Source organism: Micromonospora sp. NPDC005163, from assembly GCF_053599835.1.
On record NZ_JBSFYP010000047.1, the window covers coordinates 1 to 16,093 of the forward strand.

Sequence of the window (16,093 nt, forward strand, 5' to 3'; positions counted from 1 at the left end):
GCCCGCCCGGGCGGCCGGGGGCGCGCGCCGGCGCCCCCCCCCCCCCCCCGCGGCGGTGCTCAGCCATCGGCCCCCAGCGCCACCACCGGGCTGACCCGCGACGCCCGCCGGGCCGGCAGTACCCCGGCCAACGCGGTCAGGACGATCAGCGCCACGAAGAGCCCGACCAGCGGCAGCACCGGCACGGTCAGCGGCGCGTTGATTCCGAGGGTCTGGACCGCCAACCAGGCGTACGGGACGCCGAGCAGCAGACCGATGGTCGCACCGATCACCCCGTAGAGGCCGGACTCGACGGTCAGCATCGTGCGCAGGCCGGGCCGGGACAGGCCGATCGCCCGAAGCAACCCGGACTCGCGTACCCGCTCCACCACCGAGAGCGCGGTCGTGGAGCCGACGCCGACGACCGCGATCAGCACGGTCAGGCCGACCAGGCCGACCGCGATCCAGACCAGGGTGCTCACCACCTCGTCGTTGCGGTCCCGTTCGTCGGCGAGCACCGCGAGGCCCACCCCCTCGCTGCCCCCGATCGCCTGCCGCAGCGCCCGCACGCCGGCGGTGCGGCCGTCCTCGCCGGAGCCGGCCGCGTCGGCCAGCAGACCGGTGTACGCCGTCGGCACGCCGAGCCGGTCCAGGTCAGCCCGGTCGGTGAGGATGCCCGCGTGCAGCGGGCCGTCGCCGGGCAGGACCGCGGCCACCCGCACGTCGACCCTGCGCGCGGCGATGGCGAGCGTGACGGCGTCGCCGGCCCGAAGACCGGCGTTCCCGGCGACCCAGCTGTTCAGCACGATCCGGCCGGGGCCGCGGTCGGCCAGCGTGCCCTCCGCCACGTCCAGATCGCCGGTGCTCGGCAACACCGCCAGGTCCAGGTCGTTCGTCGGGTACCCGAACTCGGCGTCGCCGAGCCTGTCGGCACCGCGCATCAGCGTGACGTCGTCGATGCGCCGGTAGGGCACCACTCGGGACAGCGCGCCCCGCGCTGCCTCGGCCCGGGTCACGACAGCGGCCGGCAGTGTCCCACCGTTGCTGGTGACCTCGAAGTCGCTCGGTGCCGAGAGCGCCATCTCGCGCTCGGCGAGCACCTGCAGCGACGCGCCGCCGATGACCACCCCGGAGATCAGGGTCACGCCGAGCGCGACCACGACGGAGACCGCTGCCGCCCGGCGCGGCGCCCCGCCGATCCCGCCGACCGACATCCGCCCGAGCGACCCGAGCTGGCGCAGCGGCCAACCCACCACGGCCAGCACCGGACGCACCAGCAGCGGCCCGAGCGCGACCAACGCGAAGAACGCCAGCGCATCGGACCCGACCAGCAGGAGCAGCGGCTCCGTCGGGTCGTACGACCGCTGCTCCGGCTCCGGCAACTGGCTGATCGTCGCGACAGCGGCCAGGGCCGCGCCGGCGACCAGGAGCAACCCGAACACCAGGCGCAGTACGCCGATGCCGCGCCGACCGGCGGTGGTGCTCGCCGTGCGCAGTGCCTCCAGGGGGGAGACGCGGGCGGCCGAGAGTGCCGGCGCCAGAACGGCCAGCACGGTGATCACGACGGCGCCGATCACCACCGCGACCGCCGCCGCCAGTGGCAGGCCCGGCGACGAGACCGCGTGGCCGGTGGAGCGCAGGACCGCCGGCAGCGCGTACCCGAGGGCGAGGGCGCTGGCGACGCCGACGACGCCGGCGACGAACCCGGTCAGGGCTCCCTCGGCGGTCAACGCCCCGACCAGGGTGCCCCGGTTCGCGCCGACCGCGCGCAGCAGCGCCAGCTGCCGCATCCGCTGGGCGAAGACGATGCGGAAGGTCGAGGTGACCACCAGCGCGGCCGCGACGACCGCGATCGAGACGAACATGCCGACCAGGATGAAGAGCCTCCCGATCTCCTGGGCCGCCGCGTCGGCCTCCGCCTGGCGTACCTCCGCGCCGGAGCGGACCGGCTGGCCTGCCGCGACCACCTCGGTCACCCGTTGACGGACGGCCTCCGACTCGCCCGGGGCCGCCCGCACATCGACGCGCTCCACGGTCGCCCAGGAGATCACGAGACGGTCCGGGGCGTACGCGTCGGAGCCGGCGTCGACTGCGGTTTCGACCACGCCGGTCACGGTGAGCCGGGTCGGCGTGGTGAGTTCACCGGCCGTGCCGTTGGTCGTGCTGCCGACCCGGAGCCCGAGCCGCTCGGCGGTACGCGGGGTGATCGCGATCTCGCCGGGGCCCTCGGGATAGCTGCCCTCGACCACCTGGACCGTGGCCAGCGGGCCGGTGCCGGGGTCGGCCTGCAGGTTGAGGTATCCCTCGCCGAGGGAGACCCCGATCGCCACCCGGCCCACCGCCTCGGCCACACCGGGCACGGCGCGAACGTGCTGCAGGTCCGTCACGGTGGGTGGCGGCTGCTCGGAGTCGCCGATCACCAGGTCGGTGGCGGCCGGGGTGCCGCTGAGGTTGTCCCGCACGGTCCGTTCGGTGATCTGCTGCACCAGCACGGTGCCGAAGACGACGAACGACGCGACCAGGATCGCCAGCCCGGTCAGGACCAGCCGGCCGGGGCGCCGGGCCGCGGCGCTCGTCTGGGTACGCAGCACCGTCGCCCTCACGCGCCGGCCGCCAGATCACGCAGCGCGTCGGTGACCGACATCTGGTCCGGCTTGTCGATCTCCCCGGCGACCCGGCCGTCGGCGAGCAGCACCACCCGGTCGGCGTACGCGGCGGCGATCGGGTCGTGGGTGACCATGACGACGGTCTGGCCGAGGTCGCGTACCGAGTCGCGCAGGATGGTGAGCACCTCCGCGCCGGAGCGGGAGTCGAGGTTGCCGGTCGGCTCGTCGGCGAAGACCACCTCGGGGCGCGCCACCAGCGCCCGGGCCAGCGCGACCCGCTGCTGCTGGCCACCGGAGAGCTCGCTGGGGCGGTGCCGGAGCCGCTGGCCGAGCCCCAGCACGCCGACCAGGTGTGCGAAGAGTTCCGCGTCGGGCTGCCGGCCGGCGAGATCCAGCGGCAGGGTGATGTTCTGCGCGGCGGTGAGCTGCGGCAGCAGGTTGAAGGACTGGAAGACGAACCCGATCCGCTCGCGGCGGGGTCGTTTTCGTGGTGACCCGCTGGGGCGCGCCCCGTCTCGCCCCGTGGGCGGCGGTGGCCGCCGGACTGGCCGTCGCCGCGGTGCCGCTGCGCACCGGCACCGACAGCCTGCTCGTGATCTTCGGTCTGCTTCAGGTGCTCGCCGCGGCCGGCGCCGCCGGGGTGGGGCTCTACCTGCGGATCATCGCCGCCGGTCGGGAGCGGGCGATCGCGCTGGTCCGGGCCGAGCAGCGCGCCGAGTTCGGCCGTGACCTGCACGACTTCATCGCCCACCACGTGACCGGCATCGTGGTGCAGGCGCAGGGTGCCCGGTTCGTCGCCGAGCAGGACCCGCAGCGGGTGATCGTCGCCCTGGAGCAGATCGAGCGGGCCGGCGCGGAGACGATGGCGTCGATGCGGCGGATGGTGGGGATCCTGCGCAACCCGGACGCCCCGCCGGACGCGCCGCTGGCCCCGCTGGCCGGTGTGGCGGACCTGGCGCCGCTGCTGACGGGGTTCAACGGCACGGCGAGCGCACCGGCACGGCTACACGTCGACGGCGACCTGGACGGGCTGCCGGTGGAGGTCTCGACCTCGGCGTACCGGGTGGTGATGGAGGGGCTGACCAACACCCGTCAGCACGCGCCGGACGCCCGGTCCGTGGACGTGGCGGTGCGACGTACCCCCGACTGGTTGCTGGTCCGGGTGGCCGACGACGGCGCATCGGCGCGCACCACGCCGACCCGGGGACACGGCTTCGGCCTGATCGGCCTCACCGAACGGGTACGCGCCCTCGGCGGCACGATCTCCGCCGGGCCTGGCGTCACCGGCGGCTGGGTGCTCGATGCGGCGTTCCCGCTGCGCACGGCGGTGAGCCGATGATCCGGGTGCTGATCGCCGACGACCAGGCGATGGTCCGCACCGGCTTCGGAATGATCATCGGGGCACAGCCGGACATGGAGGTGATCGGCGAGGCCGCCGACGGGGTCGTCGCCGTCGAGCTGGCCCGGCGACTCCGCCCGGACGTGGTGCTGCTGGACATCCGGATGCCCCGCCTCGACGGCCTCGAAGCGTTGCGGCTGCTCGCCGGGCCGGGCGTCGCCGACCCGGTCCGGGTGGTCGTGGTGACGACCTTCGACCTGGACGAGTACGTGCACACCGCGCTCTCCAACGGCGCCTGCGGTTTCCTGCTCAAGGACTCCGGCCCGGCGCTGCTGGTGGAAGCGGTCCGCGCGGCCGTCTCCGGTGACGCGCTGATCAGCCCGTCGATCACGGTACGACTGCTGGAGCACCTCAGCTCACCCGCTCCGGCGCGCGACGACGCCGGCCTGTCCCCGCGGGAACTCGACGTCGTGAAGCTCGTCGCCCGGGGCCTGACCAACGCCGAGATCGCCACGCAGCTCTTCATCGCGGTCGGCACGGTCAAGACCCACCTGGCCAGCGTGCAGATGAAGCTCAAGGCCCGCAACCGGGTCGAGATCGCCGCCTGGGCCTGGGAACGCCGCCTCATCGGCTGATCCGGGTCTGGCGCGGGTGCCGACATCTTGCGACGCTAACGGTTGTGTATGACTACGACCTGGTGGTGCTGGGCTCCGGACCCAGCGGGCAGAAGGCCGCGATCGCCGCCGCCAAGCTCGGCAGGCGGGTCGGCATCGTGGACCGCCGCGACATGATCGGTGGGGTGTGCATCAACACCGGCACCGTCCCGTCCAAGACGCTGCGCGAGGCTGTGCTCTATCTGACCGGGCTCAGCCAGCGGGACCTCTACGGCAGCAGCTACCGGGTCAAGGAGGAGATCACGGTCAGCGACCTGGCCGCCCGGACCCAGCACGTGATCACCCGGCAGACCGACGTCATCCGCAACCAGCTCGCCCGCAACCGGGTCGCGATGATCACCGGCACCGGCAGGTTCGCGGACGCGCACTCGATCTGGGTCGACGGCGGCTCCGGCCGCGAGTCCAGGGTGACGTTCGACAAAATCATCATCGCGGCGGGCACTCGCCCGGCCCGCCCGGACAGCGTCGACTTCGACGATCGGACCATCGTGGACTCCGACGGCGTCATCAACCTCCAGGCCGTACCCCGCAGCATGGTCGTGGTCGGCGCCGGTGTCATCGGCATGGAGTACGCGTCCATGTTCGCCGCCCTCGGCACCAAGGTGACCGTGGTGGAACGCCGGGACCGGATGCTCGAATTCTGCGACGAGGAGATCGTCGAGTCGCTCAAGTACCACCTGCGCGACCTGTCCGTGGCGTTCCGCTTCGGCGAGGAGGTCGCCGCCGTCGAGAAACACCAGACTGCGGCGCTGTGCATCCTGAAGAGCGGCAAGAAGATCGTCGCGGACACGGTCATGTACTCGGCCGGTCGGCAGGGCCAGACCGACGACCTCGCTCTGGAGGCAGCCGGGCTGGAGGCGGACCGGCGCGGCCGGATCAAGGTGGACGCCAACTACCGCACCTCGGTGGAGAACATCTACGCGGTCGGTGACGTGATCGGCTTCCCGGCCCTCGCGTCCACGTCGATGGAGCAGGGCCGGCTGGCCGCGCAGCACGCCTGCGGCGAGCCGATCCGGGAGATGCACGGCCTTCAGCCGATCGGCATCTACACGATTCCGGAGATCAGCTTCGTGGGGCAGACCGAGGCGCAGTTGACCGACACGTCGACGCCGTTCGAGGTGGGCATCGCGCGCTACCGCGAGCTGGCTCGCGGCCAGATCGTGGGTGACTCGTACGGGATGCTGAAGCTGCTCGTCTCACCCGACGACGGCCGGCTGCTCGGCGTGCACGTGTTCGGGACGGCCGCCACCGAGATCGTCCACATCGGGCAGGCCGTGATCGGCTGCGGCGGCACGATCGACTACCTGGTCGACGCGGTGTTCAACTACCCGACGCTGGCCGAGGCGTACAAGGTGGCCGCCCTGGACGCGTCCAACAAGATCCGCAACATCACCCGCATCGACGGCTGAACCCCTCCAGGTCGGGAGAACGCATGGATGCAAGCTCAATCATCGCGGCTTGCGCGACGACGATCGCTATCGCTTCCCTGGTGGTGTCGATCGGGGAGATGAGGGCGACGCGGCGACACAACTGGCAGTCCGTCCGACCTTTGTTGGGCTTCGAATGCCTACGACACGACGGGCATACGGCAGGCATCAAAATCACCAATGCCGGCCTCGGGCCAGCCATCATCAAAACCACCATGCTGTTCCTTGACGGCGAAGCCGTCGGCCCATGGGAGAAGCACGTCGTCGACCCCCTGCGCGGCACCTTCCCGCTCTGGCCGCACTTCGTGTCACTCCGTCCCGGCAGGCACATCCCGGTCGGTCACGAGATGATGATCTTTGCTCTTGAGGCGTATGACCCCGCGAGAGACGCCGATTTCTGGACGGCGGTGACGCAGCGAATCACAATTCGGGTGCAGTATGAGTCGCTCTACGGCACGGAACACGAATCCTGGTTCGAGGGGTCGTGGGCCCACGGCGCCACTGAGATCACGCACACAGCATCACGGTCGGGAACGCCGGGAGTCGAGCACGGCAACCCTGCGTAGCCCGGCCGTACGTCGGTAGCTGGCGTCGAGTAACTCGTCGACTTCGTCCCAGTCGGTGTCTCCGGCCAGGTCTACCCCGATCCACCCGTAGGGACCCAGGTAGGCCGGCACGAAGCAGCGCTCCTCGTCCAACAGCGCCACTCGCTCGTCGGGATCAACCAGCACGAGCAACGAATGTTCATGCTGCCGATGGACCCCGTCGACTTTCACCGATCCCCCGTAGTAGGCGAAGACCTTGGTGGTGAAGAAGGCGGGATGGCCGTGGGAGATCTTCTCGGCCGCGTCGGGGAAGGCCAGGGCGAGCGCCCGCAGCCGGCTCAGGAGTGGGTCTGCCTCGTCAAACATCATGGGGTGCGGCATATCGGAAGGTAAACACACGGTGGACCGCAGTGGTGTCCTGCCGCCAGGGCTGCCTTGAAGATGAGTTTCCGGGATGGTGTCGTATCGAGGCGCAGCCGTTCGTGGAACCAGTGGTGCGGCGGCCGGCTGGGCCGACGGACACGAGGAGTCGAGAAAGGCCCTCGTCCGGGGACTGAGAGGAGACGACCATGACGGAGTACCTGATCACCTTCAACGACGAGTGGGTGCCCGACCACACGGCGGAGGAGATACGCGAGAAGGGCACGGCCGCCCGGGTCGTGATCGAGGAGATGCAGGCCGAGGGTGTCCTGATCTTCAGCAACGGCGGGCTCGACCGGTCCACCGCGGTGTGCAGTGTCGAGCGGGTTGACGGCAAGCCCGTCTTCACCGACGGCCCGTACGTCGAGACCAAGGAGCACCTCGGCGGCTTCGCCGTCGTGGACGTGCCCGACGACGCAGGGGCGCGATACTGGGCCGGCCGGCTCGCGACCGTGCTCGACTGGCCGCAGGAGGTGCACCGGTTCCGAGGTCCCGGGGAGGCCCGGCGTGACGGCTCCGGGAAGGAGTGAACGCGGCGCCCAGGCACCTGCTGTCCGAGAAATCCGTCCGAGCGCTGCCGGAGCCGTGACCGATCCCACCGTCGAGCAGGCGATCACCCGTGTCCACCACGAGGAGTGGGCGCGGGTGGTCGCCGGCCTCGCGCGCCGTTTCGGCGACCTCGACGTCGCCGAGGAAGCGACGGCCGAGGCGTTCGTAGCGGCGGCGGAGCGGTGGCCGCGTGACGGCGTACCGCCCAGTCCCGGCGGTTGGCTCGCCACCACCGCGACCCGCAAGGCGATCGATCGGCTCCGTCGCGAATCGCAGCGCGACGCCAAGCACGAGGCGGCCCGGATCGTGTACGACGACACCCCTCATGAGCCGACCGGCCCGGTCGAGGACGACCGGCTCAGACTGGTCTTCACCTGCTGCCACCCTGCGCTCGCGTTGGAGGCCCGGGTGGCGCTCACCCTGCGCCTGCTCGGCGGCCTCACCGTCCCCGAGATCGCCCGCGCCTTTCTGGTGCAGGAGACCACGATGGCGCGACGGATCACCCGCGCCAAGGCAAAGATCAAGGCAGCACACATTCCCTACCGGGTGCCCAGGGACGACGACATCCGCGAGCGGCTCGCCGGTGTGCTCGCGGTCGTCTACCTCGTCTTCAACGAGGGCTATCTCGCCACCGAGGGGGAAGAGCCGGTGCGCGTCGACCTCACCGACGAGGCGATCCGCCTTGGCCGCCTGCTCCGAACTCTCCTGCCGGACGACGGCGAGGTAGCCGGCCTGCTTGCCCTGATGCTCCTCACCGACGCCCGGCGGCCGGCGCGCGTGTCCCGCACCGGGGAACTGGTGACCCTCGACGAGCAGGACCGCGGCGCCTGGGACCGCACCCTCATCGCCGAGGGCAGAGCCTTGATCCGCGAGCGGGTCGAGGCGGTGGCGGCCGGCGGTGACCCAGCGGGGCGCTACCAACTGCAGGCCGCGATCAACGTGGTCCACATGGATGCCCCATCCGCCCGAGACACCGACTGGTCCACCATCGCCGCCCTCTACGGCCGCATGATGCTGCTCGACCCCTCACCGATCGTGCGGCTCAACCGGGCGGTCGCGGTCGCCGAGGTCGACGGACCCGAGGTCGGGCTCGCCGAGATCGACCGGCTCGCCGAGATCCTCGACGGCTATCACGCCTTCCACGCCGCCCGCGCCGACCTGCTGCGGCGACTCCGGCGCGGCGGCGAGTCGCGGGCGGCGTACGACCGGGCCATCGGTCTCGCCGGCAACCCCGCCGAGCGGGCCTACCTCACCCGTCGCCGCGACCAGCTCGCCGGCTGACCGACACGTGGAGCCAGCCCGTTCCAGCACCGGTTCGCGGGATGAGCGGGCGTCGTTGGTAGGGTCGCCGCGGCAGGAAGGTGGGCGTTGGGTGGGCCATTGGCGGCGGTTCGAGCGGGTCCAAGGCGGTGCCTGTGAGTTCTGGCAGATTCGTCAGGAAGACATCCGCTGCTTCATAAGTTGGGGCCGTGACGGTAGCCGTCGTGGCGGGTCGACGACCGTGGCATTGCTGGATGAGCGTCACGCGAAGTCGCACGTCGAGAAGAAGATCAGGGGGCAGCTTCGCAAGGGCTTCCTCGAGGTAGCCGGCCTACCCGCACCGATCGGCGACCCGGACGCGCTCGTGGTAGAGACTATCGCCGACGCGGTAGCGAAGCGGGCTTACGGGCTTCCGCGACCGCATTATCGGCCCGTGGAGGAATTCCGTGACGTGGTTTGCCACGCACAGATCTATCCGAAGTCTCCGGGTAAAGGGTTCTACCGCTACCTGATCTTGCGTGACCAGGGCCTCGGCGCTCTCGCGTTCAACGTCCGCGAATCGTCGCATCGACCGGAGTCCGTCGCGGAGTTCCTGGAGACGGTCGTCACCGTTCGCGACCTTCCCTTCGACGGGCAATCGCATCACAAGATCGCCCTGTCGCGCCCGGCAGGGCCGTTCAGCCACGCGCTGCTGTGCTCGCCCGCGCTGGGTCAAGCCGCCGTCGCTCACCCGACGATCGCAGCCAAGGTGGCCACCGTCTTTCCGATCTACGACTGCGAGATCGGCGACGCCGATGCGGAGGCCTTCGTCGACGCCCGGATCCACGGGCACGGGGCGCTGCCCTACAGCGACTGGGCGCGTCGACCGCATCCGGTCGTCGACCTGCGCTTCGACATCCAAGGCCCCTACCCCGAGCGCGATCGCACGTTCAAGGTGTACCCACGCCCCCGCCTGGACACCCTGCTGCCCAAGCTCGCGGCAGCCGCATCTGACAGCTGGCTGGAACTCCGGTCCTTCCGCGGCGAGGTCCGTCGGCTGACCCCAACCAATCTCGCTGCCCCCGGCGACCTGCACCAATTCCTGCTCGACTCCCACCCTGCGGTATAGCTGCTCGGCGGGATAAGCAACGCACTCATCTCGTCATATTGGTACGCCGCGGCTCGGAGACCAGCACCCTCTCGCGGTCCGGATGCCCCGGTCTAACCCGGTCGTGGATCTCCATGCCGGCTGTTAGCGTCGCGGCATGTTCGCCACCGACCGGGTCCGACTGCGCCCGCCTACGCCCGACGACGCGCCGAACATGTTCCGCCTGTACGGTGATCCCGAGTTGCACCTGATCACAGACGGCGAGCCGTTCCTGCCGCGCCACGTCGGCCAGGTTCGGGCCCGGCTGGAGAAGCAGGTCACCGAGCCGCCCGACGGCCAGACCACGGTGTCGCTGCTGGCCGAAACCGTGGCCGACGGCACTTTCCTCGGTGGCAGCGTGCTGTGGGGGATCAACGCGTTCAATCAGTACGCCCACCTCGGCATCTCGCTGCTACCCGAGGCGCGTGGCCAGGGGTACGGGACCGAGGTGATCCGGCTGCTCTGCCGGTACGGTTTCCGCAACCGCAACCTACGCCGTCTGGAATTGGAGACGCTGGCCAGCAACACGGCCATGCGGCGGACCGCGGAGACGTGCGGCTTCACGCACGAAGGCACCCAGCGGGAGCGCGAGTACGACGGCGACGGCTTCGTAGACATGGTGATCTACGGTCTGCTCCGACGCGACTGGACGCCGTAGCCGGCCGGCGCGGCGACGTCCGGTCGTGATCGGGCGGCTCAGGCGTCCGAGGCACGTCGGGGTTGCCGTCCACCCTGGGAGCGATTCGCATCTTCCTCGGGGCCCTGGCTACACCACATAGGGCACATTGCGCTCATCGGCGCGATCGTGCGTCGGGCGCCACCGCACGTCCATCCGCGGCGAGGCGACGTCCACCCGTTGCCGTGCTGTGCGCACGGTCGCCGGTATGAGCGGTCACGCTGTACTGAGCGACCAGCGCCCGCCGTCGTCAGCGTCGAGGATGACGAAGCCGCGGCATGACAGACCGTTTGCGCCGCGACCGAAGCCACTTCCGCATCGGGGCATTCCCGCTGGCTCGGGGAGTGGCGCGCTCGCGAAGGGGCTGTCAGACAGAAGGTCGGCGCGACACGGCGACCTTCGCCAGACCAGGACGGGGCAGGACATGGACCAAGGCACCCGCGACGAGGTGCTCGGCCGCTTGGCTGAGGCAGTCGGGTCCGTCACAGCCGCACACCCGACGCGGGTTGCCATCGACGGACCGCCCGCCGCAGGCAAGACCACCCTCGCCGACGAGCTGGCCCTCGTCTTGCGCACACAGGGCCGCGACGTCATCCGCGCGACGATCGACGATTTCCTCTTCCCCCGGGCGCGGCGCTATCCGCGCGGCGAGTACTCGGCTGAAGGCTGCTACTTCGACGCCCACGACTACGATGCGCTGAACCGGGTTCTGCTCGATCCGCTCGGTCCGGGCGGAGATCGACGCTTCCAAAACGCGGTCTACGACCGCACCGCGGATACCGCGTTGTCCCCGCCGGTCACGACTGCGCCCGCCGACGCGGTGCTGGTCTTCGACGGCGTCTTCCTCATGCGCCCGGAACTGATTGATCGGTGGGACCTGCGCATCTTCGTGTCGACCGCGCTCGAGAAGACCGTGGATCGTGCCGTGACCCGAGAGCGCCGGGTGTCATCTCGGGCGGACGTCGAACGGCGCTGGCGCGAGCGATACATCCCCTCCCAACAGCTCTACTTCGCTACGGTCCGCCCAACCGATCACGTCGACATCATCGTGCACAACGACGAGCCCCAGCAGCCGGCCTGGGAAACCCGAACACACTGACCGCACTCAGTTCGGCACGACCGGGTGCGGGCTTGGTGCAGTTATGGCGACGGCTGCGTAGCGTACGGTCTGCGGCCAATGTGGGTGCCGACCCTGACAGCTGCGAACTCGGTGGCGTGAACACTGGGCCAGGCGTGAGGATGCCTCCATGGCCTACAAAGCCGAATCACCGTGGGCGCGGGCTGGCACGTGCCGTTGCCTCCGTCGCAGCCGCGGACGGTTTGGCGAACCATCTGCTGCCGCAGTGGCGGGCTCGACCGGAACCGTCGCGCCGAGTGGCGCGGGCGCTGGGATTCCGCCAGCGCGTGCCCTCTGGCTGGAGCGAGCTTGTCCTATCCCTGTGCTCTAATCCCGTCATGCATGTCGTCGTCTGCGGCGCACTCGTGGAGAACGGCGCGGTCCTGCTGGTACACCGCAGCCCGACCCGCCGGGCATACCCGGATCTCTGGGATCTGCCCGGGGGGCACGTCGAAGCGGGTGAGTCGGAACTACAGGCCCTCGCGCGTGAGATGCACGAGGAGCTAGGGGTTCACATTGTGGCGGAGTCCTCGTCACGGTTGGGCGACCTGCATGCCGGCAGTGGCGAGGACGCCGTCCACGTGGGCGTCTGGCAAATCAGAGACTGGGTCGGCTCTCCCACCAACCGTGCACCTGAGGAGCATGACGACATCGCATGGGTCGGGATCAGCGAGCTGGGCGGCCTTCCCCTCGTGTTTGGCGCCCTGCCGGCATTGCTTCGTTCCCTGCCTGAGCCTGACCGGCTGCCTCGTCGCGACGAAGCACGGACAACCGCATCGCCGAGCGGCCCGTAGATCCATCGCTGCTCGGCACCTCCGTCCGGTTGAATCCCCTGCATCCGGTCATCGACAGATCCGGTTGTCGGCGCTAGCCCGCTTCGGCGACGGTCCGTGACGCGCTCCGGTGGCTGCCGGCGTGCGGAGGAAGAGCTCACCCCGCACGAACACGCTCGTCCCAATGCCGACACCGACGTGGCTCTACGACCGTCCGGGCTGGGGGCGGCGTTCGGCACGCGTCGCGCCCGAGACGGGGACGGGGACGTACGGTCACGGGCCCACATCTGGGGCAGCTCGACAGGCACGAACCAGCACAGCCTGAGCGTCCAGCACAGCCGACCCGATCCAAGGTGCTGCCGCCGGGCGCAGCCAACCGCGGCACGGACGCCGCAGGCCAGGCACGCTGAAATGGCACGGCACACCGGTGCTGGGCGGACGGCACCGTACGCCTGCTCAACGGCCCGACCGACGAGCCAGCCCGGTCACCCGTTGGCGGGATGGTCCGTCGACCTGCTCGATGCCAGAATTCCCGCATGCGACGCGCCATCGTCGGGCGGGACGAGGTGTTCGACCAGGCCTGGCGCCTCCTGAGCCAGCCTGGGCCGGTGCTGTTGGAAGGGCCTGCCGGCATCGGCAAGACCGAGCTGTGGCGGGCGCTGGTCGCGCACGCGACGCAGGCCGGGTGGCTGGTGTTGAGCTGCGCGCCGACCGAGGCCGAATCCGAGCTCCCGTACGCTGCCCTGGCCGACCTGCTCCGCCCGCTCGCCGACCGGGTCGCCGAGCTGCCCCGGCCACAGCGGATCGCCGCCGAGGTGGTGCTCCTCTCCGGCGACGCCCACGAGGCGGTCGACGTACGGGTGGTCGGGGCGGCCACCCGCTCATTGCTGGAGGCCGCGACGGCGGCGAGCACCCATCCGACGGTGCTCCTCGCGGTCGACGACGCGCCCTGGCTGGACCGGCCCAGCGAACGCGCGCTGCGGTACGCCCTGCGCCGGGTGACCGGCCTGGCGACCCTGCTGAGCCGCCGACGTGGCCAGGGCACACCCGACGACGTACCGCTCGGTCTCGGTGCGGGTCACGTCGGCGGCCCGGTCGGACGGGTCGAGGTGCCTCCCCTGGACGTCGGCGCGCTACACCACGTCCTGCGCGGGCAGCTCGGGGTCACGCTCAGCCGGCCTATGCTCGTGCGGGTGGCACGGGAGGCCGAGGGCAATCCGCTGCTGGCCATCGAGGTGGTCCGCGCCGTGCAACGCCTCCCGCGCCAGCCCGCACCCGGCGACGACCTGCCGGTGGCCGCGTCCATGCACCACCTGCTCGCGGACGTCCTCGCCGGGCTGCCCCTGGCCAGCCGCACCGCGGTGCGGCTCGCCGCGCTGCTGACCGTGCCCACCCTGGCCGACCTGGCGGCGGCGGGGGTGTCCACCGCCGAGCTGGACGCGCCCGAGGAGGCCGGGCTGATCGTGGTGACGCCGAACGGCGTGCGGTTCACCCACCCGGTGTACGCGGCGGCCGTCCGGGCCAGTATCCCGCCCGGGGTCCGCCGCCGCCTGCACCGCCAGCTCGCCGACCTGCTCGCCGATCCGGACGAGCGGGCCCGGCACCTCGCGCTCTGCGCGACGGACCCGGACCCGGTGGTCGCGGACACCCTCGCCGCCGCGGCCGAACGCTGGCACAGCCGGGGCGCGCCCGACCTCGCCGCCGATCTGCACGACCGCGCGGGCCAACTCACCCCGGTCGACGACCGGCCACGCCTGGGCCGGCGGCGACTGGCCGCGGCCCGCTGCCGGTTCGACAGCGGCGACTTCCCGGCGGCCCGGGAGGCGGCCGAGGCGGTCGCGGCCGAGTTCACCGGCGAGGTACGGGCGGAGTCGCTCCTGCTGCGGGCCGTCGTCGCCTGGTCCGCCGGTGAGGCCAGCCGGGTCGCGGTGGACAACGGCACCCGGGCGTTGGCGGCGGCTCCGGCCGGCTCGGCCCTGGCCGGCCGCATCCATGCCCACCTTGCCGTCTTTCAGGACCACACCGAGTCGGCCCGGAAGCACGCCGAGGCGGCCGCCGCACTGCTGGACGGACGCGACGACGAACACGACCTGCTCGCCGCCGCCCTGGTCCTGCTCTTCTTCCAGGAGGTACGGCTCGGACGGCCACCGCGTACCGACCTGCTGGACCGGGCCCTCACCCTGGAGGGCGACGAACCGGCGTGGCTGGCGAGCACGGTGCCCGCGATCTGGTGGAAGTCGATCGACGACGCGCAGCGGGCCCGACTGCGGCTGCACCGGATGCTGGGCCGCGCCGAGGCGAGGGGCGACGAGCCGCTGCAACACGAGCTGCTCTCCCACCTCGGCGAGGCCGAGTTGCTGGCCGGGCGGTGGGAAGACGCCGAACGGCACATCAGCGCGGCCCGGGAGCTGGGTGACCAGCTCGGCACGGGCCTGGTCGGTGAGGCCTGGCTTGCCGCGCTGCTCGACGCGCACCGGGGCCGGCTGGCCGACGCGAGCCGGGTGGCCGAGTCCGGCCTGCGGCTCGCCGACGAACTGGACGACGACTGGTGCCGACGGATCCACCAGCAGTTGGCCGGATTCGTGGCGCTCTCCGCCGGCCGGATGGCGGAGGCGGCCGCCGCGTACACCGGCCTGGCCGCGACGATCGACGCGAACGGGCTGGTGGAGCCGCTGGCCATGCGGTTCGAGCCGGACTGGATCGAGGCGTGCGTCGGGGTGGGCGACCTCGACCTGGCGGCGACCGTGCTGGCCCGGCTGACCGCCCGACACCGTCGGTTGCCGCGTCCCTGGACGATGTTGGGCGCTGCTCGGGCCCGCGCGCTGCTGGACAGCGCCACCGGTGTCGACCCCGGCGCGGCGCTCGACGCGCTGACGGCGGCACGGGACGCCGTACCGCCGGAGGTGTTGCCGTTGGACCGCGCCCGCTGCCTGTTCGTGGCCGGCATCGTGCATCGCCGGGCCCGCCGCAAGCTGCCGGCCCGGCAGGCGCTGGAGGCGGCGGTCGCGGAGTTCACCGTGATCGGCGCGGCCGCGTTCGCGGATCGCGCCCGCGCCGAGTTGGCCCGCGTCGGTGGACGCCCGCCGACGCCCCGGCACCTCACCCCCACCGAGGAACGGGTGGCCCAGCTCGCCGCCCGCGGGCGGACCAACCGGGCCATCGCCGACGAGCTGTTCGTCAGCCCGAAGACCGTCGAGGCGAACCTCGCTCGGATCTACCGCAAGCTCGGCATCTCCACCCGGGCGGAGCTGGGTGCCGCGATGACCAGGGCCGACGCGCAAGCATAGGGAAACGCCCGATTCCTCGCCGCCCGCGGCGACCTAGCCTCGGGTTCATGGCCGGCTACCTGTTCGCACTCGAGCAGTACGACTGCTCCCCCAGCGCGGGCGGGACGGTGCCGGTGTTCGGCACCCCGGACTGCCGGCTGGTCGCGGCCATCCGGTTGCCGACCGACGACGTCGTGATCGCGCTGGTCGAGGGGCCCGACGCGGAGGTGGTGGCCGCGGCCGCCGCGGCCGCCGCCTGGCGGATCGACCGGCTGATCCCGGCCCAGTGGCTCTTTCCACCGGGCCTCACCAACCCGGAACTCCCCTGAGTGGCGA

14 protein-coding genes and 2 pseudogenes are annotated in these 16,093 nt (G+C 71.5%); 13 read left to right on the top strand and 3 right to left on the bottom strand.

Annotated features, from left to right (window positions below):
- Window positions 1-59: 59 nt before the first annotated feature.
- Together ACWD6N_RS26470 and ACWD6N_RS26475 are read right to left on the bottom strand one after the other, a co-directional pair.
- Window positions 60-2,582, bottom strand: coding sequence for an ABC transporter permease (locus ACWD6N_RS26470; protein ID WP_450005237.1), 2,523 nt, complete (start codon window positions 2,580-2,582; stop codon window positions 60-62).
- Window positions 2,579-3,064: pseudogene (locus tag ACWD6N_RS26475) on the bottom strand (ABC transporter ATP-binding protein); the annotation flags it as partial. The pseudogene ACWD6N_RS26475 and the gene ACWD6N_RS26470, both read right to left, overlap by 4 nt.
- A gap of 8 nt (window positions 3,065-3,072) precedes the next feature.
- Between ACWD6N_RS26475 and ACWD6N_RS26480 the strand changes: the two are divergent.
- From ACWD6N_RS26480 to ACWD6N_RS26495, 4 genes are read left to right on the top strand one after another with little or no spacing between them, the layout of a single operon-like run.
- Window positions 3,073-3,924: a sensor histidine kinase gene (locus ACWD6N_RS26480; RefSeq protein WP_450005238.1), complete on the top strand. Its 852-nt coding sequence runs from the start codon at window positions 3,073-3,075 to the stop codon at window positions 3,922-3,924.
- On the top strand, window positions 3,921-4,559 hold the full coding sequence (locus tag ACWD6N_RS26485) for a response regulator (protein WP_387322202.1): 639 nt from the start codon (window positions 3,921-3,923) through the stop codon (window positions 4,557-4,559). The genes ACWD6N_RS26480 and ACWD6N_RS26485 overlap by 4 nt, the downstream gene beginning before the upstream one ends.
- A gap of 44 nt (window positions 4,560-4,603) precedes the next feature.
- The gene (gene sthA / locus ACWD6N_RS26490) at window positions 4,604-6,007 is read left to right on the top strand and encodes a Si-specific NAD(P)(+) transhydrogenase (protein ID WP_354962486.1); all 1,404 of its coding nucleotides are present in this window, start codon (window positions 4,604-4,606) and stop codon (window positions 6,005-6,007) included.
- Window positions 6,008-6,030: 23 nt separating this feature from the next.
- Window positions 6,031-6,591, top strand: a complete 561-nt coding sequence (locus tag ACWD6N_RS26495; RefSeq protein WP_387322198.1) for a hypothetical protein — start codon at window positions 6,031-6,033, stop codon at window positions 6,589-6,591.
- Here ACWD6N_RS26495 and ACWD6N_RS26500 read toward each other — a convergent pair.
- A complete protein-coding gene (locus tag ACWD6N_RS26500) occupies window positions 6,547-6,939 on the bottom strand; it encodes an MmcQ/YjbR family DNA-binding protein (RefSeq protein ID WP_387322196.1) in 393 nt (130 codons plus the stop codon). The genes ACWD6N_RS26495 and ACWD6N_RS26500 overlap by 45 nt on opposite strands.
- A gap of 200 nt (window positions 6,940-7,139) precedes the next feature.
- Here ACWD6N_RS26500 and ACWD6N_RS26505 point away from each other — a divergent pair, with 200 nt between their 5' ends.
- The 9 genes and pseudogenes from ACWD6N_RS26505 (at window position 7,140) to ACWD6N_RS26545 (ending at window position 16,086) form a co-directional block, all read left to right on the top strand.
- Window positions 7,140-7,520 (top strand): YciI family protein, encoded by a 381-nt coding sequence (locus tag ACWD6N_RS26505; RefSeq protein WP_387322194.1) that lies wholly within the window; start codon window positions 7,140-7,142, stop codon window positions 7,518-7,520.
- A 55-nt stretch (window positions 7,521-7,575) separates the two neighbouring features.
- Complete coding sequence (locus tag ACWD6N_RS26510) at window positions 7,576-8,820, top strand: RNA polymerase sigma factor (protein WP_387322192.1); 1,245 nt, start codon at window positions 7,576-7,578, stop codon at window positions 8,818-8,820.
- Window positions 8,821-8,911: 91 nt separating this feature from the next.
- Window positions 8,912-9,907, top strand: a complete 996-nt coding sequence (locus ACWD6N_RS26515) for a WGR domain-containing protein (RefSeq protein WP_387322190.1) — start codon at window positions 8,912-8,914, stop codon at window positions 9,905-9,907.
- Window positions 9,908-10,043: 136 nt separating this feature from the next.
- The gene (locus ACWD6N_RS26520) at window positions 10,044-10,583 is read left to right on the top strand and encodes a GNAT family N-acetyltransferase (RefSeq protein WP_354962492.1); all 540 of its coding nucleotides are present in this window, start codon (window positions 10,044-10,046) and stop codon (window positions 10,581-10,583) included.
- A 442-nt stretch (window positions 10,584-11,025) separates the two neighbouring features.
- Window positions 11,026-11,700, top strand: coding sequence for a cytidylate kinase family protein (locus ACWD6N_RS26525; protein ID WP_387322188.1), 675 nt, complete (start codon window positions 11,026-11,028; stop codon window positions 11,698-11,700).
- A gap of 140 nt (window positions 11,701-11,840) precedes the next feature.
- Window positions 11,841-11,993, top strand: a pseudogene (locus ACWD6N_RS26530) (GNAT family N-acetyltransferase); the annotation flags it as partial.
- Window positions 11,994-12,056: 63 nt separating this feature from the next.
- The gene (locus ACWD6N_RS26535) at window positions 12,057-12,512 is read left to right on the top strand and encodes an NUDIX domain-containing protein (protein WP_334624357.1); all 456 of its coding nucleotides are present in this window, start codon (window positions 12,057-12,059) and stop codon (window positions 12,510-12,512) included.
- A 515-nt stretch (window positions 12,513-13,027) separates the two neighbouring features.
- A complete protein-coding gene (locus tag ACWD6N_RS26540; protein WP_387322186.1) occupies window positions 13,028-15,778 on the top strand; it encodes an AAA family ATPase in 2,751 nt (916 codons plus the stop codon).
- 47 nt (window positions 15,779-15,825) lie between these two features.
- The gene (locus tag ACWD6N_RS26545; RefSeq protein WP_387322184.1) at window positions 15,826-16,086 is read left to right on the top strand and encodes a hypothetical protein; all 261 of its coding nucleotides are present in this window, start codon (window positions 15,826-15,828) and stop codon (window positions 16,084-16,086) included.
- Window positions 16,087-16,093 lie beyond the last annotated feature (7 nt).